Genomic DNA, 24,418 nt, shown 5'->3' with positions numbered 1-24,418 from the left:
AACGTGCGAAAGTCCATTTTGACCTGGTGACTTTAGTTTATAATGCTTCAAAACTAGCTGTAGACCGTATCAATGCCAGTTTAAATCAACAACAAGCAGCAGCATAAACTGAAAAAAATTATGAAAAAATTGATTTCTGTAAGTCTGTGTCTATTTAAATTATGGAATTATGAAATTGATTCTCTTGATAAAAAATAAATTACTTATTTGACTCTCAGACTTGTGAAAAAGTGTTATGGAAAAATAGATGAAGATTTTCTTACACGTTAAGAAAGTATAAAATTTTGCTGCATAGATGTAATGTCCAGTTCCAACGCCCAGGTACGCAGATCGTCGCTTCGATTCTTCCGCAAACACAAAAAGCGTGTTATGTTACAGAATCTCCAGCGCTTGTCGCACCTGGTCAAGGCGCTTACGCTTTTCTTACACGTTAAGAAAGTATAAAAAATACTTTCTATAGTATAAGCGCAACTAAGGCGATCGCCTGCGCTAAAGCTTGCCGCTAGCCAAGTTTTCTTTAAAACCATCTAACTCGGAATTGCCGAAAGTCTATTATATGGAGGTAGGTAAATCAGTGAATATAATTGACATTTTGATTATGATTGGATACTTTGCTGTGTTGGTTGTTGTCGGTGTAATTGGGTCCAGGAGGGCAAAGACCTCGGAGGACTATATATTAGCTGGGAGAAACCTAGGGTTCATTATGTATTTCGGTTGTCTTGCGGCCGTCATTCTTGGAGGCGCCTCCACAATCGGAACGACGCAGCTTGGTTATGAATATGGATTATCCGGTATGTGGCTTGTATTCATGCTTGGCTTTGGAATCATGCTTCTCGGTATCTTTCTAATTAAGCGAATCACGAAGTTCAAAGTAATGACTATTAGTGAATTTTTAGGGAAACGTTTCAACACACAGACGCAGTTAATCAGCGCGCTTGTCGCTTCGATTTATGCGATGATGGTGACAGTGACTCAAGTTATAGGAATGGGAACAATTTTAAACGTATTACTCGGCTGGAATTTGACTACATCGATGCTTGTCGGCGGAGGTATTGTTCTGTTCTATACGATACTCGGGGGAATGTGGTCAGTTACCATGACTGATATCATTCAATTTATAGTGATGACCATCGGAATTTTCTTCATCATGGTACCGATGAGCATATCAAGTGCGGGAGGTTGGAATCAACTGTCCCTTCAATTGCCTGAAACACATTTTAGTTTATCTGGAATCGGAATAAGCCAAATTTTTCACTACTTTCTATTGTTTGCCCTTGGTATGGTGGTTGCTCAAGACATTTGGCAGCGTGTCTTTACTGCAAAAACACTCAAAATTGCCCGTACCGGAACGGTCTTTGCCGGAATTTATAGCTTGTTGTATGGATTAGCTGTAAGTGTAATCGGAATGTGCGCATTTATTGTCCTTCCGAATCTCCAAGATACACAAAATGCTTTTGCAAGCATGGCGTTGGAAACGCTACCACCCGGGGTTCTTGGTTTTGTACTCGCAGGCGTCGTATCGGCCTTAATGTCAACAGCATCAGGAACGTTACTCGCTTCTTCAACATTAATTACGAATGATATACTAAAAACCTACTTTTTCAAAGACATCAATGAAAAACAATTCTTGATTCTTTCAAGAACTGTTACTTCAATCATTGGTATTGCTGCGATCATCTTTGCGCTTTGGATCCAAGACGTACTTGTTGCCCTTGATGTGGCATATGCAGTATTGTCAGGAGCAGTCTTTGTACCGATTATTCTTGGATTCTTCTGGAAGAAGGCTACACCAAAAGCCGCTTTTTACTCGATTATCGTCAGTACCATTACGATCCTTATCGGTCTCGCTATCGAAGGTATAACATCGACTAATCCTATTCTTTATGGAATTGCAACTAGTGTTGTTGTGATGGTGGTTGTTTCATTGGTTAGTCAGGATCAGAAACAACAGTTTACCGAGTACCAAGGGAACTTTAAAAGTAGAGCGAACCATATTGATTCGTAAAAAATTTGGGTTTGGAGTAAAGGGTACGAAGGATTGGAAGTAAGATAGAGGGATTAATTATATAGTAAAAGGACCGGATCTTCCCGGTCCTTTTACATTCAATCACATACATCAGAAGATAGATTTTTTATTAGTTAGATAGAACGCTTTTTATTATTACAATCCAACCTTACCCCATGCTGTCTCGATTGTTTTAGCTGCTGAGGAACCATACAAATCAGTAGCGGATTGCATGAGTGCTTGTTTTGCATCTGCAAAGTTACTATTTGGAGTTAGATATTCGGTAAGCGCTCTGTAATAAACCTGTTGAGACTTTTCAACCCCTAGGTCATTAATCGTGTGGTAAGCTGCCTTATTCGGAATACCACTGTTAATGTGTACACCACCCCAGTCACCTTCTCTAGTGACAGGTAAATCTTGATATTCACTCATATGATCGGGCTGGTTGTATTTAGTTGGGTCCGACAGACTTCTTAAAGCATCACCCTCAACGCCCGGTGTGTAAACATCTTCACCAAGTAACCAATCCTCTGTATCAAGGAAATATCCGAATACATCAGAAAATGATTCGTTAAGAGCTCCTGGTTGTGATTGATAGACAAGGTCTGCTTCAGTAGAAGTGACTGCATGTGTTAACTCATGGGCAATAACGTCTAATGAACCAGAGAGAGGGGCAAAGGTTTGTCCATCTCCATCCCCGTAAATCATTTGATTCCCAACCCATGCAGCATTATTGTAATCGTTTCCGAAATGGACACTTGAGATAATATCTGCACCTTGGTTATCATAGCTTACTCGATCAAAAGTTTCATAGTAATAATCAAAAACCTCGCCTGCATAATAATGCGCATCTACAGCCGCCTTGTGTCTTTCTGAATTAAAGTTGTTGTCAGCATCTGTTACGATTTTTCCTGGCAAGTTTGCCTGAGTCCCATTTTCATTATCCATCGTATAAATCGATCCATTCATTGGCTTAGTAGAATCAATTAATTGATATTGATTATCTGATAAAGTCGTATTAATAGTTTTCGTATCTCCCAATACACCGGTTCCAGTGCCTGTTGCCTCATGAACCTGGTTCACAGCTTTAAGTACTTTTCCATTTGCGGCATTGACCCAAACTTGCCAATTACCAGGCTCGGGATTCGCAAATTGTAACTGTACATGATACGCGAGTGTGTACGTCCCATTTTCATGGTAGACTACTAGATCACTTTTTTCAGCAAGAACATCAATACTACCCTTTTTCGTTTTTATTGTTTCTTTAACATCTTTTTGATCCACATCAATTTGGCTCCATGCAGACTGAATTGCCTCTTTACTTGATAGTTTCTTGGATTGCTCTACTTTTTCAGGGGCGTCCGCATGTAATTCGCCATTTGTAGCTAACACAGTACCATCTTTATCAACATGAACCATGTATTGTGAATTACTTATCGGTACACCTTGGATCGTAGGTTGGAAGACATAATGAGTGATCCCGAGATCGTCTTTCGTTTGATCTATTAATTTTAAATGCTCTTCATTTTTTATTTGGAAAATGTCTTTATTTTCTGTAATGAATTTTTTTACTTCATTTTCATTGTTCACTTTTACAGAGGATAAGTTCCCTCGGATGAAGGATGGGTTCTTTACATTCTTACTAATCTTGTCCCATTGGATTTGTGCTCCTGAGTTCATTTTCCATGATGTGGCAGCAGATGCGTCTTGTGGAAGACCAGCTGCTACTAGTGAAGCGGATAAAGCAATACTTCCTATGACTCCAAAAAACGTTTTGTTCATAATATTAACCTCCTTGTGGATGTGGTTAACACAATACCAAAATAATTCACAAAATAAACACTTTTAGGAAAAGTTAATCTATTAGTATTACAAAGACTGGTAAATATTATATTTATATAGAATGATAGTACTATAATTGACCTAGTAAAAATTAATTAAATTAAGGGTATTTTCCTTTTGTAATAAAGGTTTTTAAGTAAAAATATTATATTAAGAAACCAATTAATGGATTATGCAGAATTGTGATATATGGAGTATTTAATAAAAGAATGTGTTGAAGTAATTCGCTAATGAGGTGCTTTTTAAGAGTAGTGGTACTAACAATAACAATTCGTAAATTGCAATAATAACGATTATAAACTTACCGTAAACTTACTTATAAATAGATGAAAAATCACTTTACATCCTAACCATAATCTGGGATACTATCTTAAAACATACGTGAGAATAGTAACGATGAGGAAAGTAAATCCTGCCGTTCTTCTACAGAGAGCTTCAGATTGCTGAAAAGAAGCGAAGGACAAGGGATTGAAAATGGCCTCTGAACTTCACACCGAAATTTACTTTTAAAGAGTAGGCTGTGACGGGAGTTGGCATCCGTTAACAATGTCAGAGTATAAGAGTAGTTTCTTCACTGCTCCGTACTTCATGAGACTGATAGTGTGAGCTGTCAGTGAAATAAGGTGGTACCACGAGAATAATTCCTCGTCCTTAGGCATTTTGTCTAGGGGCGGGGATTTTTTATTGCGCGTTAAGAAAGTATAAAAATATTTTCTATAGTATAAGCGCAGCTAAGGCTCAGCCGGCGCCAAAGGCTTGGCTGAGCCAAATTTTCTTTAATTTTAGGAACTAGAAGGAGGAGTTAGAGTGAACATTTTTATTGGAGGGGCTTGGCCTTATGCGAATGGGTCTATGCATCTCGGTCATGTTGCGAGCTTGTTGCCAGGTGATATTTTAGCTAGGTACTATCGTCAAAAAGGAGAGAAAGTACTATATGTTTCTGGGAGTGATTGCAATGGTACGCCGATTGCGATCCGTGCAAAGCAAGAGGGAGTTACGCCCAATGAAATAGCTGATCGGTATCACAAGGAATTTACAGATTGCTTTACTCAGCTTGGTTTTTCATATGATTTTTACAGTCGGACTAATGGAGATTTCCATCACAAGGAAGTTCAACAGATTTTCAAAACGCTTTTAGAGAAAGGTTACATTTACAAAAACACCGTCGAGCAAACGTATTGCGAAACCGATCAACAATTTTTGCCGGATCGCTATGTGGAAGGGACATGTCCAGTATGCGGTAATGCTGCAAGGGGGATCAGTGTGATCATTGTTCAACCCTTCTCGACCCAGTAGATCTAATTGATAGAACGTGTGAAATGTGCGGTAATCCGCCAATTATTCGTCCAACAGAGCACTTTTATTTTGCATTGAAAAAATTTCATACAGAGCTCGAGAATTTGGTAATTGAAGCAGATTCTCGGAATCTATGGAGGGAGAATGCAATCCACTTAACGAAGCGTTATTTACAGGAAGGACTTCGTGACCGTGCCGCAACACGTGATCTTGAATTAGGTGTCGATGTTCCGATCGAAGGTTTTGAAGGCAAAAAAATTTATGTATGGATTGAAGCTGTATCTGGATATTTAACAGCAAGTAAGCAATGGGCAGAAGAATATAACCAGGAGTGGAAGCCGTTTTGGAGCCCGGAATCGAAAACATACTATGTTCATGGAAAAGACAACATTCCTTTCCATTCGATCATTTGGCCAGCGATTCTTCAAGGGCTCGGAAACCTTAAACTACCAGACCATATTATTTCGAGTGAATATTTGACGATTGAAAAGAAAAAGCTTTCGACAAGTGGGAACTGGGCTGTTTGGGTAACTGATATGATTAACAAGTATCATCCGGATTCTATTCGGTATTTCCTTATCATTAATGGACCCGAGAAAAGGGATGCTGATTTTTCTTGGAGGGAGTTTATTTATAGTCACAATAGTGAATTGCTTGGGGCATTTGGGAACTTTGTGAATCGAACACTCAAATTTATAGAAAAATCGTTCGATGGTGTTGTGCCTGAAACAGAATCTGATTCTACAATGTTTGACAAGGTGTCAGCGTTATATGAAACAACTGGGGAGAAAATAGAAAATGGGGAATTTAAAGCGGGTTTGGAAGCTATTTTTGAGCTTGTTCGTTCAAGCAATAAATATTTTGATGAACAACAGCCGTGGAAACAGCTGAGAGAGGATCGGAAAGAATGTGCAAAAACACTGAATACATGTACTCAAATAATCGCCAATCTAGCTAATTTATTAGCACCCTTCCTTCCTTTTACCGCAGAAAAAATCCGGGACCAATTAGATCTGAAAGAAATGAGTTGGAATTATCTTCAAATTTCATCCCGAAAAATAAAAAAGGTGGAACCACTTTTTGAACGAATTGATGTGAGTAGCATTGACGAAGAACGAAATAAATTAGGAAAATAGAATCGTGTACTTACTACATCCGAAAAATATTAACATTGATCAAAAAATGAGGCTTTATATGGTTCTTTTGAAGGAAAAAACAAACTGTTTGACTGCTTATGTTGCAATCCCATTCTTTTGTTGGTATTATGAGAAAGAATTATTTTTGTTCGATAAAGGATAGTTTAAGTGAAAAGCTTGATATCTTAGTGAGCAAGAATAGTACTACATTTGTGCAAAAGCACTAGGAGGCAACAAAAATGGAACATGGTAAAGTAAAATGGTTTAACGCAGAAAAAGGTTTTGGATTTATCGAACGTGAAGGCGCAGACGATGTATTCGTACACTTCTCAGCAATCCAAAGCGAAGGTTTCAAGTCTTTAGACGAAGGCGAAGAAGTTACATTTGAAGTTGAACAAGGTCAACGTGGACCACAAGCGACTAACGTAACTAAAGCATAAGTCATATATAGTATTGAAGGCAGGCTCTGTTCGCAGGGTCTGTTTTTTTTATACGTTAAGAAAATATAAAATCTTAAAGCTGTGGATAACTTTGATATAAAATTGAAGTAGTTCAGGTAATTCAAGATGAATTAAGAAGCGGTTCCACAGGGCATAGAGTGAGGAACCCGCCGATAACCCACTTTCTTATCTCCCCGATAACTAAATTGAATAATAAAATTCCTCCAATAAAAGCGTTTTTTTCAAAAAATCGAATCAAAATTTATAAAAAGGGCTCTAAAAAGGAAGATTGACGGTCTCAATCCTCAATATTGTTAGTATGTAATGGTTTCCTAATCGTGTATCTGGAAAATACGATCGTAACTCGAGAAATACGGTCGCAATTGGAAAAATACGAGCACAACTCGAGAAATACGAGCACAACTCGGGAAATACGAGCGCAACTCGGAAAATACGAGCACAACTCGAGAAATACGATCGTAACTTGGAAAATTTTAGCGCAACTCAGAAAATACATGCACAACTCGAGAAATAGAATATATACGTCTAATCTTGTAGTCTCAGGATCAACCCGGATGATTTTTTCATTTGCACGGTAAGAAAGCTTTCTATAGTATAATAAGGCGCTCGCCAGCGTTAAGGCTAGGCGATCACCTCTTGGCGACCTTCCAGTGACCTTCGGGGTTATCCAGGGCGCATAAGCTTTTTTTACACGTTAAGAAAGTATAAAAATACTTTCTATAGTATAAGTGCAACTAAGGCGATCGCCAGCGCTAAGGCTTGGCGCTAGCCAAGTTTTCTTTATCGTTACTAATAAAGAAGGGTTGACTCAAGAGTGGGAAAAAAAGGCACTCATGAATCAACCCTATATATTGCAGTAAAAATAAAATGGTTTATAGTATTATAACATAAATTTGAATTTGTAAAGTGAAATACCGCTGATTTATACTGAACCATTCCTGGAGGAGAATATTCGTTATATTTTTTATTGCATATAAAAAGACCATTATCCTGATCAATCCTTTGATTAGATAATCGTCCTTTATGTTTGTTCTGATTCAATTTGTCTTTTTTTGTTTTTGTTGTGCGTGTTCGTAAATCTGCTAATGCATATGTGCCTCGACTTTGTTCAGGGTTTAGCTTGCCCTCTTGAATTCTTTTCTGACGGATTTTTAGTGCTCGGCTTTTTGCCATTGAGCAATCCCTCCCTTTTTAAATTCCCCCAATTGTACCATGGTATTACTGTATTGTATGTAGAAAAACCCACAAGCAACAAAGTTTTTAACTATACTAAGAAGATAAGAAACCATCTGTAGAACCCGAACCCGAAAATGAAATGGTATGATTACATACTCCTTAAAAGAATTTTCAGGTTCGAATACTATAGAATGAGAGTAGATCAATATTTCGGTTTTTTTACATATTGCTTTTATGATTCCCATAATATAGGCTAGCGGAATACACTGTTTTTAGGCGAAAAAAACAGTGTGGGGAATGCCCAGAAGCCTAAAGGTATGATAATATTAATTGATAAACACAAATTAAATTAATATAACAACTACGTAGATAAAACAACTTAGAAAAACAGATTATAAATTTTGTTGTAAGGAGCGTTTATATAGATGAAGATTGATCTTGGGGGCGTTAACGTTAATTACCGTGTCTCAGGTGAAGGGAGAAGCATCCTTTTACTGCACGGTTGGGGTACGAGTTTGCAGAGCTTTGAACCTGTTCATAATTTCTTAGAAAAGAATTTTAAAGTATATTCGATTGATTTTCCTGGTTTCGGTGATAGTCCAGACCCGCCTGAGCCTTGGGATGTCAAAGATTATACGGATATGCTGACAACGTTTATAAGTAAATTAAAAATATATGATCCAATTCTTGTCGGTCATTCTTTCGGCGGAAGAGTTTCCATTCGGTATGCTTCAAATCATCCTGTTCATAAAATTATTTTGGTGGACAGTGCAGGCATCAAGCCGAAACGGAAGATGGACTACTATGTGAAGGTTTACACGTATAAGTTTTTCAAAAATCTACTTAATTTGCCGATTCTCCGAAACTATAAGGAAGACATTCTGGGTAAGGTAAAAGGAAAGATCGGTTCTGCCGATTATAAAAATGTATCAGGTACGATGCAGCAAACGCTTGTAAAAGTTGTAAATGAAGATTTGCAAAGATTTATGCCTGAAATCAAAGCACCGACACTGCTTGTTTGGGGTGAAAACGATACAGCTACCCCCGTCGCGGACGCCCAGATTATGGAGAAGCTGATTCCGAATGCAGGGCTTGTTGTATTGAAAAATGTCGGGCATTATTCATTTCTTGAAAAGTTGAACGAATTCCTTGTTATTATTGATAACTTCCTTGAAAAAGATAAGGAGTGGAAAGATGCTTAGTCTGTTGTTTTTGGTTGGTATTGTTTTCTGGGGTCTTTATACCGCATCAAGATTGCGCAGGGCGATCCATATGCTTCAGCAAAACTCGTATCGAAACGAGCGATTTTTGCGTTGGATGAAGGAGAACCGCAGAAGGGTTTTTCAAATTCGCGACTTCATTCCAATTCTAACTTTCATTGTCGCGTTTGTTGATATTCTAGATAATGTAGCCATTCTTTTGTTTATTGCATTTTATTTGATTTTATATTTAGTTCGAGACACAGGTAAAGAGAAGAAAAAGCTTGCGGTTACTGCTCGTGTGAAGCGTCTTATAACGACTACGGCGATCGTGGTCTTGGTCCTCGGTGGATTAAGCTTTTACTTTGAATCAATACAAAACAAAGCACTCGTGCCTTTACTTGCAACGTTTGTTTTACTAAATATCTTGAGCTTTTACATTGTACTTTTAGCAAACACGATTAACCAACCGATTGAGAAGCAAATCAATCAGGGTTATTTTAACGATGCAGAACGAATTATTAAAGAGTCTCGCAACCTTGAAGTTATCGGAATAACCGGGAGCTATGGGAAAACGAGTACAAAGCACGTCTTGAATACGATTCTGTCATCTCACCGTAATGGATTGATGACTCCTGAGAGTTATAATACAAAACTCGGGGTTACAATTACGATTCGAAATATGCTCCGTCCATTTCATGATTATTTTATTGCGGAAATGGGCGCAAAGCAGGAAAACGATATTAAGGAAATCTGTGACCTTGTCCATCATAAATATGCTGTTATTACTGCAATTGGCGAACAGCATCTCGAAACATTTAAAACTCTTGATAACATTAAGAAAACGAAATTTGAGATTGTTGATACACTTCCGGATGATGGAGTTGCCTTTTTAAATAAAGATGACGCAAACATCATGTCGATGACACCGAAAAGCAATTGCCGAGTCGTTTATTATGGCATACATGCTGATGGCCTTGATTACAAGGCAGAGAACATCATGTTTTCGGCAAAAGGAACCTCATTCAGAGTTGTAAAAGCAGATGGAACAACGATTGAGATTCAAACGAAGCTGCTTGGTGAACATAACATTTACAACATTTTATCGGCCATTGCAGTAGCATCTGAACTCGGTGTTCCGAATGAAAAAATGGCAGTTGCAGCGAAAAAGATTACACCGGTGCCGCACAGAATGGAGATTCGTAAACATTCATCGAACATTACAATTATTGATGACGCATTTAACTCGAATCCAGTCGGCTCGAAAATGGCACTTGATGTGTTGGGGCAGATGGACGGATATAAAGTTCTGATTACACCTGGTATGATTGAGCTCGGTGATGAAGAATATGCCCTCAATAAAAAGCTTGGACAACACGCTGCTAAGGCTTGCGATTATGTAATTCTAGTCGGTAAAAACCAAACAAAGCCACTTCAGGACGGATTGGCAGAAGCACAATACCCTGAAGCTCAATATTATGTAGCTCAAAACCTTGATGATGCAATTGCAAAAATGAATGAGATTGCTAAAGAGAAAACGGTCGTTCTAATTGAAAATGACCTTCCAGATACATTTAATGAATAGGGGATGGCAGTATGAAAATTAAAGTTGGTGTCTTTTTTGGAGGCGTATCAGTCGAACACGAGGTCTCCGTAATATCTGCACTTCAAGCAATTAATGCGATGGACCGAGATCAATATGAACCGATTCCGATCTATATCAGTAAAAATAAAAACTGGTACACAGGTGAAGCCCTCTTTGAAATTGATAACTATAAAAACATGAACGAGCTTTTGAAGCAATGTCAGCGGGTCATTATTACTACTGATGAAAACGGACGCCCAGTCATCCAGAAGCATACAACAGGCATGTTCGGTAAAAAATTGATATCAGAAATCGATGTTGCATTCCCAGTCATTCACGGTACGTATGGTGAAGATGGTGTTCTTCAAGGATTTCTAGAGCTGCATGGCATTCCTTATGTCGGCTGTGATGTATTCTCGTCTGCAGTCGGTATGGATAAAGTGATGATGAAACAGATCCTCCGTGATTCAGGAGTACCAATATTGGATTACGTCTGGTTTTATTCCTCTGGGTGGTTGAATCGGCAGGATGAATTGGTGGCAAAAGTTGAGCAGGAATTAAGATATCCTGTCATTGTAAAACCAGCAAACCTCGGTTCAAGTGTAGGGATCAGTAAAGCGACGGATCGGGCTGAGCTAGAAGAAGCGGTCGAGCTTGCGATGGGATTTGCGACTAAGCTTGTTGTTGAAAAGATGGTTGTTAATTTGAAGGAAGTGAACTGTTCGGTTGTCGGTGATTATGAAGAGGCCGAAAGCTCAGTGTGTGAGGAAGTCCTAAGCAGCACAGATATTTTAACGTATCAGGATAAGTATCAAAGCGGCGGAGGCTCTAAAGATGGCGGCGGTTCGAAAGGGATGGAAAGTACGAATCGTAAAATCCCAGCTGAACTTTCTGATGATGTAACTGCTCAGGTTCAGGGTCTTGCAAAGGATACGTTCCAAATCCTGGGTTGTGCTGGTGTGTCACGAATTGACTTTTTGATCGATAATACCACTGATTCAGTCTATGTGAACGAAATTAATACCATTCCTGGATCTCTGTCTTTTTATTTATGGGAGCCTACAGGAAAGTCCTTTACGCAGTTAACAACGGATTTGGTTCAAATCGCATTGAAGCGCCATCGCGAGCGTGAATCATTAACATTCTCCGTCGATACAAACTTATTCTCTATGCACGGCGGCGGTGCAAAAGGCGGTAGTAAAGGGAAATTAGGATAAGCAGGGGACTCCCTGCTTTTTTTATTTCAAGTAAAGAAAGTATAAAAGTTTGCGGCATGGATGTAATGTCCAGCTTCAGCGCCCAACCACTTGGATCACTTCAGGCCTCCTCCGGCGGCAACACACTGAAGTACTCCATGTATATTCCCACGCAGGGCCGAACTTGTTTGGGCCGAGCCTCCTCGTCGGTCTTCCAGTAACCTTCGTGGCTAAGCAGGGCGCTTGCGTTTTTCTTAAAAAGCAGAAAAAGAATGTAAATAATGGAACAATTCTCCCTTTAAAACGTTTATACTATATACTAGATATAACAAGTGAAATAAAGGAGAGATTATGGGTAATGGAACAGTTAGAGCCGAAGAAAAAGATGAAGAATTTTCTACCCCTGAGATTGAATCTACTGTTCTTGTTTGTCTTTTTATTGTTCGGACTGCTCATCATAAGACTCGGTTTCGTCCAGATTGTCAATGGGGATTACTTCCGGTCGCAATCTGAGCTTACAAAAACGATTGAGGCATCGGTTCAGACCGAAAGAGGGAAAATGTTTGACCGACATGGAAGGCTCCTTGTTGGAAATGAACCCTCATTCGCACTTACTTACATAAGAGTTCAAGGAACCAATGCTGAAGACCATATACACTACGCCCAGAAAATTTCTGAATTCATTACGATGCCAACAGATAAAGTCACGCAATCAGACCTAAAGGATTATTGGATTGCAAAAGAAGGGTTGGAAGAAGCATTTGCTCTAAAATTAACCGAAAAAGAGCTCGAACCCGATAATCTGAGTGATGACGAACAGTATGATCTATTACGTGAGCGGATTACAGAAGAAGACCTCGCTCCGATTAAAAAAGATAAACTAGAAATGGAAGTCGTTGCGATTAAGCGTGAATTAGATCAGGCAACTAATCTCAACATTGCTTTTGTAAAAAAGGGACTAACGACTGAAGAGGTTGCTAAAATTGGGGAGCATCTTGGAGAATTAGAAGGGCGTTTCAGTATTGCATCAACATCTGAGCGTACCTACCCTAGTGGATACACCTTCTTTTTCGGACAAATGGGGGCAATCCCAGCTGAGAGACTCGATCATTATTTACTGAAGGGCTATGCTCAAAATAACGAAGTAGGTACAAGCTACATTGAGAAAAAATACGAAGGGCTTTTAAGCGGAAAAGAAAAGACCTTCACTTTTACAACAACAAAAAGCGGACAGCCTGTTGGTAGCCCAGAAGTCTCCACTGGTAGCCGTGGTTATGATTTAGTATTATCAATCGATATTGCGCTTCAAAAAAGAATCGGTGAAATCCTTGAAAAAAATATTGTTGAAGCGAGAAGTAAGGGAGAAGGGCCGGTTTCAAGTGCATATGCTGTAATGATGGACCCGAATACAGGTGAAGTTCTCGCAATGGTTGGTCGTAAAACGGAAGACGGGAAATTTGTCGATGACTCGTATGCAACTTTACAAAAAGCGTTTGAAGTTGGATCCACTGTTAAGGGAGCAACGGTTCTTGGCATCTATCAGCTTGGAGATAACATTCCATACATTAACGATAAAACGATCAAACTTCCGGGTGCACCTGACTTCAGCTCTTATACGCCAGGTATTGGTTCAGTAAATGACTTGCAAGCACTTGAACAATCGTCGAACGTATACATGGGTATGGCGATCGGTCGTATTGCGGGATTCGAATTCGCCAATATCGGTGGTGCTTATAAGGCAAGAGTCATTAATAATGAACGATACCAAACGACATTCCAAAATTTGCGTAACGTTTACGCACAGGTTGGACTTGGAGTGAAGACTGGGATTGACCTACCTGAAGAAGCACTAGGCTATGAGGGAGCAATTGCAGATAATCCAGGAAAATTACTCTATTACACAATTGGTCAGTATGATACGTACACGCCAATTCAAATGGCCCAATATGTCTCAACAATTGCTAATGGTGGCTACCGGGTTCAGCCTCATTTGTTAAAAGAAGTCCATTATTCGACGGGAACTGATGAAGAGTTAGGACCGTTAATTTCGGAGTTTGAGACAAACGTATTCAATCGGGTAGATAATACAACAGAAGAGATTGAGCGGGTACAAAGAGGATTTTACTTAGTGACACATGGGAGTCAAGGAACTGCTGATGATCTTAGTGATACAATGATTGCCGGGAAGACAGGAACTGCACAGATTGATGGACGTGGAAAATACAATTTAACGTTCGTTGGTTATGCACCTTATGACGATCCAGAGGTTGCATTTTCCGTCATCGTTCCAAACCTGAATGATGGCCATGTTAACGTAGAAATCGCTAAAGAAATTATGGAGGCTTATCAAGATAGTAAGACTCCAGGTTCAGATAAAGATAAGGAAAAAGAATAAGCTAAGAGTGACTCATAAAAACGGGGTCGCTCTTTTTTTCACACGTTAAGAAAGTATAAAAGTTTGCGGCATGGATGTAATGTCCAGCTTCAGCGCCCAACCACTTGGATCACTTCAGGCCTCCTGCGGCGACAACACACTGAAGTACTTCATGTATGTTCCCACGCAGGGCCGAACTCGTTTGGGCCGAGCCTCCTCGTCGGTCTTCCAGTGACCTTCGTGGCTAAGCAGGGCGCTTGCGCTTTTCTTATTAAAAGAGGTAAAACCATTTAGACAAAAAGAATGTGTTCCAGTTGATTTTACCTTAGAATGGTTATTAAACTTGATAAGTTAGGACAAGTAAAGGATGTGAAGCACATGACAGAAAACAATAAAGTTTACGATGTAATAGGGATTGGAGTTGGACCATTTAATTTAAGCCTTGCCGCATTACTTGATCGAGTTCCTGAGATAGATGGCTTGTTTTTGGAACAATCATCTCATTTTGAATGGCATCCAGGGATGTTAATTGAAGGGACCGATCTTCAGGTTCCATTCTTGGCGGATCTTGTCACCCTTGCAGATCCAACAAGCCCTTATTCGTTTTTAAATTATTTACATGAACAAGGGCGACTTTATAAGTTTTATTTTTTCAACCGATTCGATATTCCGAGGCGTGAATACAATGATTATGCTGCGTGGGTTGCTTCTCAATTGGATACGTGCAGATTTGGCAAGCGGGTTGTGGATGTTGATTTTGTAAAAAATGATAATCCTGTCTACGAAATTACCATTCACGATACTGAAACACAGGGAACTGAACGGTTTCAAGCGCGCCATATCGTTCTTGGGACTGGAACTATTCCAATGATCCCGATGGAAACCGACGGATGCTCTTCAGAGGATGTGTTTCATTCAAGTCAGTATCGGTTTTATGAAAAAAGTGCGAAAGAAACGAATTCTGTGACGGTTGTAGGTTCAGGTCAAAGTGCAGCTGAAGTATTTTATGACTTGTTGCTTGATCAGAAGCATTATGATTATGAGCTCACTTGGTATACACGGTCAGCCGGATTCCTCCAGCTTGAATCAGCAAAGCTAGGACAGGAGGTTTTCTCACCGGATTATGTAGCGTATTTCAATGAACTCTCGTTTGATAGCCGAAAAGAGGCATTATCCAATCTAGGACAGCTACGTAAAGGGATCGATCCGGAAACATTAAGGCCAATTTATGATCTGCTTTATCATCGCTCGGTTGATCAGAATACCAGACAGGTGACCATACAACCGTTAACCGAAGTGACATCGATCGAACGGGAACAAACTGAGGGAGCCTATAAACTTAATTGTAATCAATGGCAAAAAGACGAAGCATTTACTGATTCATCGGAAATAGTAATTCTAGCAACGGGCTATAAGCCACATTTGCCTGACTGGTTTCAGAAATTTAGCGAATCAATCGAGTGGGAAGATAAGAAACGATATAAAGTTACAGAGGACTATAGGCTGCTTTTTAATGATAATCGTAAAAATCAATTCTTTACGTTGACTAATCTAGAGCATTCTCATGGTGCAGGGGCGACCAACCTGGGGCTTTCCGTTTATCGAAATCAGAAGATCATTAACTCAATTGCGGATAAGGAAATTTTCCCAATTTCAAAAAGCACGGTATTCCAGCAATTTGGACCAGAGAATCATAATAAGTAGAAATAGGATCCTATTATCAATAGAAACTTCACCAGTGATGTTTATTCAATCGTATTAAAGGAATACTTTTAGAAGTGCGTGTTCAAAGATCGTTATTTTTACCGGACTTTTTGAACACCCTCTAAAAAGAATCAATTGAGAGGAGGCGTTTACGATCAATACTCAATTAGAAGTCGGACAACCTGCACCAAATTTTTCGCTCTCATCCACAACGGGAGAAAAGATTTCATTGTCCGATTACAAAGGGAAGAAACACGTCTTGGTCGCATTTTATCCACTGGATTTTACCCCTGGCTGAATAAAGGAAATCACCTCTTGGAAAGAGGACTTTAAACAGTTTGAAAATAGTGAGACAGAAGTGCTGGCGATCAGCGTGGACCATATTTATGCACATAATGTGTTTGCTGCTAGTCTTGGAACCCTGCCGTATCCATTGCTTTCGGATTGGCATAAGAAAACGGCGAAGGATTACGGGGTATTTGATGAGAAGAATGAAACAGCCAAGCGATCCGTATTCTTAGTTAATAGAGATGGGATTCTCTGTTTCAAAAATACCGAATTTGATGCAAATGATCGTGATCAGTACGTAGAAGTGTTTTCGAATTGTGAACGGTTATGTTATTAAAATAAAAATGTAGTAACGAGTGGACGATTTTCGAGACGTGCGTGGTATGATGATTAAGGTTATAAAATCGAATCAGGAGTGGTACAAGTGGATTTAGATCGTTTACAGCAGCAGATGTCCTTTTTACTCGAAATCGACCAATTAAAAACGATATTGCGTCAGACCTATATCTCGGACCGGTCACGTCAAGAAAATGATGCAGAGCATACTTGGCATTTAGCGATGATGGCACTGACGCTCAAAGAATATGCAAATGAGCAGGAGATTGACCTTCTTCACGTCATTAAAATGTTGCTCATCCATGATCTTGTCGAAATTGATGCAGGGGACACGTTTGCTTATGATATAAAAGGAAATGAAGATAAAGAAAAACGTGAAAAGGCTGCAGCAGATCGTATTTTCAACTTATTACCGGAAGACCAAGCGCAGCACATTTTCGAATTATGGGATGAGTTTGAAGTGCGTGAAACTCCTGAATCAAGGTTTTGTGCTGCATTAGACCGTTTGCAGCCGATGTTGTTGAATTATATGACGGAAGGTGTATCCTGGAAAAAGCACGATATTCGAAAAGAGCAAGTCTTAGCTCGAAATGCCCACATTGCTGAAGGCTCGCAAGACCTCTGGGAATATACCCAATCCGTCATTGAAGATGCGGTGGAAAAAGGCTATTTAAAGGATTAAAAAGCGGGTGGGATAAAAAGTTATCCCACCCTCTTAACTACCTAAGGGTTAATATTAAGTAAGCTGATTATTTGCTGTGCTCCTTAATCTGTTCAGCGATGGTTTCGATGTTCCACTTCATCATTCCGAGATACGTGTCGCCTTCCTTACCAGGTTTACCGAGTGAGTCGGTAAAGACCTCGCCACCAATGGGCACACCCGTTTCCCGGGAGACGGTTTCCATGCTCCTTGGATCAATACTTGTTTCCACGAAAAGTACATTAATGTCTTTTTCATTAATTAAATCGATAACCTGCCTCACTTGTTCAGGTGATCCCTGATTTTCGGCATTGATTTCCCAAATGTATCCTGCCTTAATTTTATAGGCATCACTAAAGTATTTGAATGCCCCTTCACTTGTGATTAAATAGCGCTCATCCTCTGGGATATCAGCAAATGCCTTTTTCGCCTTCTTGTGTAAGTCACTCAAATTATTAATATATTCTTTTGTGTTTTTCTCATAAATGTCCTTATTTTCAGGATCGACCTTAATTAAGGCATCACGTGCATTTTCGGCATATTTGATACCATTTTCAATATCCAACCAAGCATGCGGATCCTCTTGCCCTTCATTTCCTTCAGTCGTTAAGTACATCGGTTCAACACCTTTACTTAATTGAAAAACAGGAGCATCATCGCCGGATTTACCGGTTGTTCCAAGTAACTTTTCGAACCACGAATTTCCTGCTTCCAAATTTAGTCCATTGTAAAAAACAACGTCAGCGTCAGCCGTCTTTTTCACATCTTCAGGTAAAGGGTCGTATTCATGTGGGTTTGCACCAATCGCGACCATGCTGTGTACCTCAACTTGATCTCCCCCTACATTTTTTACGATGTCATAAAGGATAGAGTAGGTCGTTACGACTTGAACCTTTTCCGAGTCGTTGTCCGCTACATCTTTACCGCCACAGGCAACAAGTAACAATGTCAATAATCCTCCAAGAAAAATCAAATAAGTCGTTTTCATTGCTTTACATCTCTCCCTCTAACGATCGTATTTTCCGAGATCGGATAAACCTTTGAATAAACCCGTACTTCGGCGACATTAAAAATACAGCAATGAACATCACTGTGGAAACGAGTACAATCGTTGCACCGGAGGACAGGTTATATGTGAAGCTGAAATAAAGACCAATAAATGCAGCTACGGCACCAAAACCTGAGGCGAGATAAATCATTAACGTGAGTCGATCCGTCAGCAAATAAGCAGTAGCAGCTGGCGTAATTAGCATCGCGACAACAAGTACGATTCCTACAGTTTGTAACGAGGCGACAGTGACCATCGTAAGCATTGTCATTAATAAATAGTGAATGAGTTTCGTCGACAATCCGTAGGCTGATGCCATTGTAGGGTCGAATGACGTCACCAATAATTCTTTATAGAAAAAGTAAACGACCGTAATAACGAGCAATCCGATACCGAGTGTCACCCACATATCAGAAGGTCTAACGGCGAGAACATTTCCGAACAAAATATGATAAAGGTCCGTGCTACTCTTCATAAAAGTAATCAAAATAATTCCTGCAGCGAATGCTGAAGTGAACATAATTCCAATAGAGGTATCATTTTTCAAACGGCTATTTTGGCTGACAAAGCCGATTGCGATTGAGGTGAGTACACCTGAAGCAACAGCGCCGAAAAAGAAGTTGATGCCGAGCATATAGGAAATTGCAACCCCAGGTAACACGGCGTGTGAAATGGCATCCCCCATCAACGCCATCCCCCTTAAAATGATAAAACAGCCGATCACTCCGCAGATGATTCCGACCATAACCGAGGTAATGAGTGCTTTTTGTAAGAATTCATATTGGATGATTGCGTCGACAAAGTTCATAGCTGATTCACCTCTCGTTCATTCATAAAAGCAAGCGGGTTCCCATACGCCTTTGAAATAAGCTTAGAACTTAATACGTCAGAAACTTTACCTTTCGCAATAAGTTCTTTATTTAACAAAACCAATTCATCGAAATAAACATTTGCTTTACTCAAATCATGATGGACAACCAGTATCGTTTTTCCCTCTGACTGCAGCTCTTTTAATATTTGAATAATGGTTTCTTCACTTTGAATATCTACACCGACAAATGGTTCATCTAAAAAGAATAGCTCCGCTTTCTGGGCGAGTGCTCGGGCAAGAAAAACACGCTGCTGCTGGCCTCCAGATAGCTCTCCGATTTGACGGTTACTGAAGTCGTGCATACCAACACGTCTGAGGCATTCATAAGCCCATTCACGATCCTTTTTTCGCGGTTTTTTGAACAATCCAAGGCTAGGATAGGTTCCTATTAGGACGGCGTCAAGAACGTGAATTGGAAAATCCCAATCAATGTCATTTCGTTGTGGAACATAGGCGATCCGTCTTCGAATCTTGTTAACAGACTCGCCCAAAATTCTCACATTACCCTGATCAGAGGGAATAAGTCCTATCATCGATTTAATTAGTGTGGATTTCCCTGCTCCATTCGGTCCGATGATCCCAGCCAGGCTGCCTTGATCAAGGTCAAATGAAATTCCTGTTAGTGCTTGATTTCCAAGATAAGATACATTTAAATCGTTCACGGAAAGCACTGTACTCATTAAGAAAACACTCCTTCCTCCTGCATTAAACTAAAAACATTAACTGGATAAACAAAAGTTTACCTTATGCAACTTTTAAACAAAAAAGAAAATGACTTTTAGTGTCATTCATAATATATGCCTCATTATAAAAAAGTTTCCCTTATACAAAATTTAAATCACAATCAATCTTTTGTCAACAAAAACTAAATGAACCTTTTTAGGTGGAAGGTACTTCTTAGACGAATTTTTTTGAATGAAAGAAGATAGATGGCACGAATAAGGAGGAATCGTTCCCTTTTTGTGCGCAAGAAGCAGCTCGTGGGCACGAATAAGGAGGAATCGTTCCCTTTTTGAGCACAAGCTGCAGCTCAGGGGCACGAATAAGGAGGATTCATCCCCTTTTAGTACAAGATGCAGCACAAGAATACAGCCCTCGGTCACGGTATGAGTATTGATGGATGGAGGAGGAGATCCCTCTGTACCTCCGAAGTTTTCCTGCGAAATCTGTGGAGGCGAAATGTTCTGAGTACTACAAAGGAAAACATGGCGTAGATTACAAGCTATCGGATGTGCTTTGAACAAAAAAGGACCTGAGTGGAGGTGTTCTTCCTTCACTCAGGTTTTTCTTAATCAACTTATTCCTAAAAAAAGGGAAAAAGCAGAGCTTATCGAATACTATTGGAAAGAACATGGTTTAGAGAACCCTTTTCTATTGGAAAAAGCCCTAAAGCAATTATTACCTGACGAAATTCAACAGCGTTGTATCAATGTTTTGCTTAGAATGAGGTGAGTGGTGAAATTATTGCTGATGGAACAAGATATCCTTGTCAATGAATAAAAAACGGGTATAGGAGGAATTAACATGCAACAGAATGCCAAAAGGCTTTATGAGTATCATATTTGGTCCAACAAGAGGGTAATGGAGCATATAAAGGTGCTTCCAAACGAGGTCTTTAATAAGGAAATTCAAAGTGTTTTTCCTTCGATTTCAGAGGTGATTAATCATATCTATATTACCGATCATCTATGGCTAAGCGTCATGGCTGAAGAGGGTTTTGATCAGATTATGTCTTCCGTACAACGTATAACAGAGGAAACAAAAGGGAGAACCCTCGTAGAAATGGAAGCAATGTATTTAGAGTTAACGGAGAGGTTCGTCGGATTTTTACACAAACAAGGCGATTTAGATCGTCCTATGACAATTGAACACCCGCATTATGGACAATTGGAAGTCTCACTTTCTGAACTCATTCAACATGTCGTTAATCATGGTACATACCACCGTGGAAACGTCACCGCCATGCTCCGTCAAATGGGTCATGCAGGTGTGCCAACCGATTATGTATTTTACCTTTATTCGCTCCAAACCAAATAAAATTCAAGTTGCAAGTGGAAGGAATAATGATCGAAATTCGCAAGCTACTTATAAAATCTAGCTTGTCTGCACCTATCAATGGAATGTTCTAACGCCATCGAACATATCTTAGTGTTGGCAAAGGAGGTTTTATAATGGAGCGGAAAAATTATGAAACAGCAGCAGCCTTCGAACATCGTTTTTGGCTACAAATATTAGGGGACCATGCACGTTTTATCTTTAACGCACTTTCCCCAAAAGAAACAGCGGCAATTAGAAAGGCAAATGAATTTATTAAAATATTTGATGAGCTTCTTAACCAATCCCGCAAGCAACTATCCAAGGATCAGCTTATACAGTTAAGTAAAGAAGCTGAAAAACAAGCGAAAAACTTACGTAATTTTAAGTTGAACATTATTGAAAAGCAGTTGAAAGGAACGATTGCCATCCATTTAACACCAACGTTTATGAATCATATGGTGAATGAGTTGGAGGAGTATCTACTGATCTTAAAAGATTTAACGGCAGGGAAGGTACCGCCTATATACCATGAGGTCCACCACCATAAATTATGGTTAGCAGATGCAGCAGGCCATGCCGGGGCAATTAATGACACGATGGATCCCATTGAACGGGAAATCAGAGACAAAAGCAATGAATACCGAAAGATTTTTGAACATTTTTATATGAAAGCAGTCGAAATGGCGGGTTATTTAAGAACTGGGGTAAAAGAATTTCCAGCATTAAAACGATTTAATAACCAGGTGGATATCGAATTAGCTCTTTTCAAGAACTTTTTACGAGAATTAGAGGAGATGGAGCTTTCCGTTGAAGTGCTGAGCATTTTTACACCGTTAATGGCTGACCATATGGCAAGGGAAGAATGCTATTATTTAATCAAGCTTGCGGAATCCAGCGGCATTGAACTTCCTGACTGTGACCCGACAAAACCGAGGGTGAAAAGTTAAGAATATAGAACTTTTATTCTAATCAAAAAATTCTTTGATTTATATTTACAACGCGAATTGAAAAGCATATAATAGTAACAAATCAAAGGAATCTTAAGGAGGTATGTGTTATGTATGCAATCATCGAAATGAATGACTCATTAATTGTATATTCTGCACAGCCCTTTAAGATGATCGGCATAAAGAGTTAATTCTAATTCTCTGTTTATCTCTGTTTATTGATCTATACATCTTAACCATGGGCTGTGCACACGCCCATGGTTTTTTTACATTTAGAACGTATGAAGGACCCATTGCGATAGCCTGTGTGAACAGTCTGTGTCCGCAACGTTCTCTATACCGAAACAATAGTTAAAGGCCATCGGGTACCATTACCGATGGTTTTTTGCGTGAGAGAAAGTTTTTTAGCATTGATGTAATGTCTAGCTTCAGCGCCCAGGTGCGCAGATCGTCGCTTCGATTCTTCCACAAACACAAAAAGCGTGTTATGTTGCAGAATCTCCAGCGCTTGCACTCCCAAGCATAAGCGCAACTTAGGCAATCGCCTTCGCTATGCTTGGCGCTGACCTAGTTTTCTTTATCGCACCTGAACAGGGCGCTTCCGCTTTTCGAATCAAAAACAGGAGGAATTAGAATTGAATTTAACTCAATTAGGTTTTAGCAATGAACGAATTGAACAGGCTGGCGAATGGTTAGCAAAAGAATATGTACCAGGCAGAGTAGCTTTAGAGCACAAGGGTATGTACACTTTATTAACGGAATCTGGCGAATTAAAAGGTGAAATCTCTGGTAAAATGCGGTTTGAAGCTTCAACACGAGAGGATTATCCAGCTGTTGGCGATTGGGTAATGTGTCAGGTCCGGGAAAATGAGCAGTCAGCGACGATCCACTCGATTTTACCACGTTCAAGTAAGTTCTCTCGTAAAATGGCCGGTGTAACAACCGAGGAACAAATCATAGCTACAAACATCGATACCGTATTTCTGGTTAATGCACTAAATCGTGATTTTAATGTCCGACGCATTGAACGTTACCTACTTATGGCATGGGAAAGCGGAGCGAACCCTGTATTAGTCCTCAGTAAGAGTGACTTGTGTGAGGATGTGGAAGAACGGGTAAGGGAAGTAGAAACGGTTGCATTCGGGCTACCCATCCATATCATTAGCTCTGAAAAAGAAGTAGGTATTGATGAACTGTTGCCCTATCTTGCTGAAGGTAAAACAGGAGCATTATTAGGTTCATCTGGTGCAGGTAAATCAACATTAGTGAACCGATTATACGGGCAAGAGATACAGAAGGTAAAAGAAATCAGGGAAGGTGATGATAAAGGGAAACATACAACCACTCACCGCGAATTATTTCTAATGCCGCAGGGCGGGCTCTTGATTGATACCCCTGGAATGCGAGAGCTTCAATTGTGGAATTCGAGTGAGGGATTATCCGAAAGCTTTCAAGATGTTGAGAACCTTTCAGAACTATGTAAATTCCGTGATTGTCAGCATGTAGAAGAGCCAGGCTGTGCAGTTCAAGAATCGATTGCCACAGGTGAACTCTCGAATGATCGTTATAATGCGTATAAAAAATTACAACGGGAGCTTGCCTATTTAGAGCGAAAAAACAATCAAAGGGCACAGCAACAAGAAAAGGCAAAGTGGAAGAAGATCACAAAGAGCATGAGGAGGTAACAATGGTATTTGAAGAAACACTGAAAACGACAAAAAGGGATGAAATGATCGATGTCACTTCTACCGTCAAGTCACTTTTGAAAAAGAGTGACATCCAAAGCGGAATTGTGTATGTATATTGTCCACATACAACAGCTGGAATTACGATTAATGAAAACGCGGATCCGGATGTGAAGTATGATATGTTAATGCGACTTGATGAAATATATCCATGGGAACATGAAAAGTATCGTCATGCGGAAGGGAATTCTGCTTCTCATTTAAAAGCAAGTACGGTAGGAAGCTCGCAGATAATTATCATTAATAATGGTGAGCTTGTGCTTGGTACGTGGCAGGGAATTTATTTTTGTGAATTTGATGGGCCTCGAACCAGATCGTATTATTTGAAAGTATTAAATGGATAAAGAATCAATCATCCTCTTATTAAAAATAAAGAACCTGATTGGATTCTCCCAGATCAGGTTCTTCCCTATTCTACTATTAGAGGTTGTTTAAAAAGGTCGGTAAAAGTAACTAAGGAATTTCTTCGACG

Annotated in this window: 18 protein-coding genes, 1 pseudogene and 1 other annotated feature; of the genes and pseudogenes, 14 read left to right on the top strand and 5 right to left on the bottom strand. The window is 39.7% G+C overall.

The features are described from left to right. Window positions 1–574 precede the first annotated feature (574 nt). The gene (locus NON16_RS18350; protein ID WP_257350876.1) at window positions 575–2,005 is read left to right on the top strand and encodes a sodium:solute symporter family protein; all 1,431 of its coding nucleotides are present in this window, start codon (window positions 575–577) and stop codon (window positions 2,003–2,005) included. 156 nt (window positions 2,006–2,161) lie between these two features. Here the strand turns inward: NON16_RS18350 and NON16_RS18345 are convergent, their stop codons facing one another. Then, the gene (locus NON16_RS18345) at window positions 2,162–3,787 is read right to left on the bottom strand and encodes a M4 family metallopeptidase (RefSeq protein ID WP_257350875.1); all 1,626 of its coding nucleotides are present in this window, start codon (window positions 3,785–3,787) and stop codon (window positions 2,162–2,164) included. A 444-nt stretch (window positions 3,788–4,231) separates the two neighbouring features. Beyond that, window positions 4,232–4,503 (top strand) — a binding site (T-box leader). 151 nt (window positions 4,504–4,654) lie between these two features. Here NON16_RS18345 and metG point away from each other — a divergent pair. Together metG and NON16_RS18335 are read left to right on the top strand one after the other, a co-directional pair. Continuing rightward, a pseudogene (metG, locus tag NON16_RS18340) lies at window positions 4,655–6,279 on the top strand (methionine--tRNA ligase). Window positions 6,280–6,518: 239 nt separating this feature from the next. Further along, window positions 6,519–6,719: a cold-shock protein gene (locus NON16_RS18335; RefSeq protein WP_257350874.1), complete on the top strand. Its 201-nt coding sequence runs from the start codon at window positions 6,519–6,521 to the stop codon at window positions 6,717–6,719. A gap of 852 nt (window positions 6,720–7,571) precedes the next feature. Here the strand turns inward: NON16_RS18335 and NON16_RS18330 are convergent. Further along, on the bottom strand, window positions 7,572–7,913 hold the full coding sequence (locus NON16_RS18330) for a hypothetical protein (RefSeq protein ID WP_257350883.1): 342 nt from the start codon (window positions 7,911–7,913) through the stop codon (window positions 7,572–7,574). A gap of 428 nt (window positions 7,914–8,341) precedes the next feature. On the opposite strand from NON16_RS18330, the gene NON16_RS18325 reads away from it, so the two are divergent. The 7 genes from NON16_RS18325 (at window position 8,342) to NON16_RS18295 (ending at window position 17,280) form a co-directional block, all read left to right on the top strand. Next, on the top strand, window positions 8,342–9,118 hold the full coding sequence (locus tag NON16_RS18325; protein WP_257350873.1) for an alpha/beta fold hydrolase: 777 nt from the start codon (window positions 8,342–8,344) through the stop codon (window positions 9,116–9,118). After that, entirely contained in the window at window positions 9,111–10,700 is a 1,590-nt protein-coding gene (locus tag NON16_RS18320; RefSeq protein ID WP_257350872.1) for a UDP-N-acetylmuramoyl-tripeptide--D-alanyl-D-alanine ligase, read from the top strand. The genes NON16_RS18325 and NON16_RS18320 overlap by 8 nt, the downstream gene beginning before the upstream one ends. A gap of 11 nt (window positions 10,701–10,711) precedes the next feature. Next, on the top strand, window positions 10,712–11,917 hold the full coding sequence (locus tag NON16_RS18315) for a D-alanine--D-alanine ligase family protein (RefSeq protein WP_257350871.1): 1,206 nt from the start codon (window positions 10,712–10,714) through the stop codon (window positions 11,915–11,917). Window positions 11,918–12,254: 337 nt separating this feature from the next. Continuing rightward, window positions 12,255–14,291, top strand: a complete 2,037-nt coding sequence (locus NON16_RS18310) for a peptidoglycan D,D-transpeptidase FtsI family protein (RefSeq protein ID WP_257350870.1) — start codon at window positions 12,255–12,257, stop codon at window positions 14,289–14,291. Between the two features lie 357 nt (window positions 14,292–14,648). Then, window positions 14,649–15,974, top strand: coding sequence for a lysine N(6)-hydroxylase/L-ornithine N(5)-oxygenase family protein (locus tag NON16_RS18305; protein WP_257350869.1), 1,326 nt, complete (start codon window positions 14,649–14,651; stop codon window positions 15,972–15,974). Window positions 15,975–16,128: 154 nt separating this feature from the next. Then, entirely contained in the window at window positions 16,129–16,599 is a 471-nt protein-coding gene (locus NON16_RS18300) for a redoxin domain-containing protein (protein WP_257350882.1), read from the top strand. Between the two features lie 87 nt (window positions 16,600–16,686). Further along, the gene (locus NON16_RS18295) at window positions 16,687–17,280 is read left to right on the top strand and encodes an HD domain-containing protein (protein ID WP_308216629.1); all 594 of its coding nucleotides are present in this window, start codon (window positions 16,687–16,689) and stop codon (window positions 17,278–17,280) included. A gap of 67 nt (window positions 17,281–17,347) precedes the next feature. On the opposite strand, the gene NON16_RS18290 is transcribed toward NON16_RS18295, so the two are convergent. From NON16_RS18290 to NON16_RS18280, 3 genes are read right to left on the bottom strand one after another with little or no spacing between them, the layout of a single operon-like run. After that, window positions 17,348–18,286 carry a metal ABC transporter substrate-binding protein gene (locus NON16_RS18290; protein WP_257350867.1) on the bottom strand — a complete coding sequence of 313 codons (939 nt, stop codon included), beginning with the start codon at window positions 18,284–18,286 and terminating at the stop codon, window positions 17,348–17,350. 4 nt (window positions 18,287–18,290) lie between these two features. Further along, a complete protein-coding gene (locus tag NON16_RS18285; protein WP_257350866.1) occupies window positions 18,291–19,154 on the bottom strand; it encodes a metal ABC transporter permease in 864 nt (287 codons plus the stop codon). Next, window positions 19,151–19,897 carry a metal ABC transporter ATP-binding protein gene (locus NON16_RS18280; RefSeq protein ID WP_257350865.1) on the bottom strand — a complete coding sequence of 249 codons (747 nt, stop codon included), beginning with the start codon at window positions 19,895–19,897 and terminating at the stop codon, window positions 19,151–19,153. Before NON16_RS18280 ends, NON16_RS18285 begins: the two co-directional genes overlap by 4 nt. A gap of 844 nt (window positions 19,898–20,741) precedes the next feature. Here NON16_RS18280 and NON16_RS18275 point away from each other — a divergent pair. The 4 genes from NON16_RS18275 (at window position 20,742) to NON16_RS18260 (ending at window position 24,290) form a co-directional block, all read left to right on the top strand. Further along, window positions 20,742–21,254 carry a DinB family protein gene (locus NON16_RS18275; protein WP_257350864.1) on the top strand — a complete coding sequence of 171 codons (513 nt, stop codon included), beginning with the start codon at window positions 20,742–20,744 and terminating at the stop codon, window positions 21,252–21,254. A 134-nt stretch (window positions 21,255–21,388) separates the two neighbouring features. Then, window positions 21,389–22,201 (top strand): DUF2935 domain-containing protein, encoded by an 813-nt coding sequence (locus NON16_RS18270; protein WP_257350863.1) that lies wholly within the window; start codon window positions 21,389–21,391, stop codon window positions 22,199–22,201. 635 nt (window positions 22,202–22,836) lie between these two features. Beyond that, on the top strand, window positions 22,837–23,886 hold the full coding sequence (gene rsgA, locus NON16_RS18265; protein ID WP_372508841.1) for a ribosome small subunit-dependent GTPase A: 1,050 nt from the start codon (window positions 22,837–22,839) through the stop codon (window positions 23,884–23,886). Window positions 23,887–23,888: 2 nt separating this feature from the next. After that, window positions 23,889–24,290 (top strand): secondary thiamine-phosphate synthase enzyme YjbQ, encoded by a 402-nt coding sequence (locus NON16_RS18260; RefSeq protein WP_257350862.1) that lies wholly within the window; start codon window positions 23,889–23,891, stop codon window positions 24,288–24,290. Window positions 24,291–24,418: the final 128 nt, after the last annotated feature.

Source organism: Pseudalkalibacillus decolorationis (assembly GCF_024609785.1).
GTDB classification, from domain to species: domain Bacteria; phylum Bacillota; class Bacilli; order Bacillales; family Fictibacillaceae; genus Pseudalkalibacillus; species Pseudalkalibacillus decolorationis.
This window is presented reverse-complemented; position numbering and strand designations above follow the sequence as displayed.

Bases quoted from the DNA above. Each gene is read 5' to 3' on its own strand.
- NON16_RS18320 (WP_257350872.1), top strand. From the start codon at position 9,111: ATGCTTAGTCTGTTGTTTTTGGTTGGTATTGTTTTCTGGGGTCTTTAT.
- NON16_RS18325 (WP_257350873.1), top strand. From the start codon at position 8,342: ATGAAGATTGATCTTGGGGGCGTTAACGTTAATTACCGTGTCTCAGGT.
- NON16_RS18310 (WP_257350870.1), top strand. From the start codon at position 12,255: ATGGAACAGTTAGAGCCGAAGAAAAAGATGAAGAATTTTCTACCCCTG.
- NON16_RS18315 (WP_257350871.1), top strand. From the start codon at position 10,712: ATGAAAATTAAAGTTGGTGTCTTTTTTGGAGGCGTATCAGTCGAACAC.
- NON16_RS18335 (WP_257350874.1), top strand. From the start codon at position 6,519: ATGGAACATGGTAAAGTAAAATGGTTTAACGCAGAAAAAGGTTTTGGA.
- NON16_RS18275 (WP_257350864.1), top strand. From the start codon at position 20,742: ATGCAACAGAATGCCAAAAGGCTTTATGAGTATCATATTTGGTCCAAC.
- NON16_RS18260 (WP_257350862.1), top strand. From the start codon at position 23,889: ATGGTATTTGAAGAAACACTGAAAACGACAAAAAGGGATGAAATGATC.
- NON16_RS18290 (WP_257350867.1), bottom strand. From the start codon at position 18,286: ATGAAAACGACTTATTTGATTTTTCTTGGAGGATTATTGACATTGTTA.
- NON16_RS18305 (WP_257350869.1), top strand. From the start codon at position 14,649: ATGACAGAAAACAATAAAGTTTACGATGTAATAGGGATTGGAGTTGGA.
- NON16_RS18285 (WP_257350866.1), bottom strand. From the start codon at position 19,154: ATGAACTTTGTCGACGCAATCATCCAATATGAATTCTTACAAAAAGCA.
- NON16_RS18270 (WP_257350863.1), top strand. From the start codon at position 21,389: ATGGAGCGGAAAAATTATGAAACAGCAGCAGCCTTCGAACATCGTTTT.
- NON16_RS18345 (WP_257350875.1), bottom strand. From the start codon at position 3,787: ATGAACAAAACGTTTTTTGGAGTCATAGGAAGTATTGCTTTATCCGCT.
- NON16_RS18330 (WP_257350883.1), bottom strand. From the start codon at position 7,913: ATGGCAAAAAGCCGAGCACTAAAAATCCGTCAGAAAAGAATTCAAGAG.
- NON16_RS18280 (WP_257350865.1), bottom strand. From the start codon at position 19,897: ATGAGTACAGTGCTTTCCGTGAACGATTTAAATGTATCTTATCTTGGA.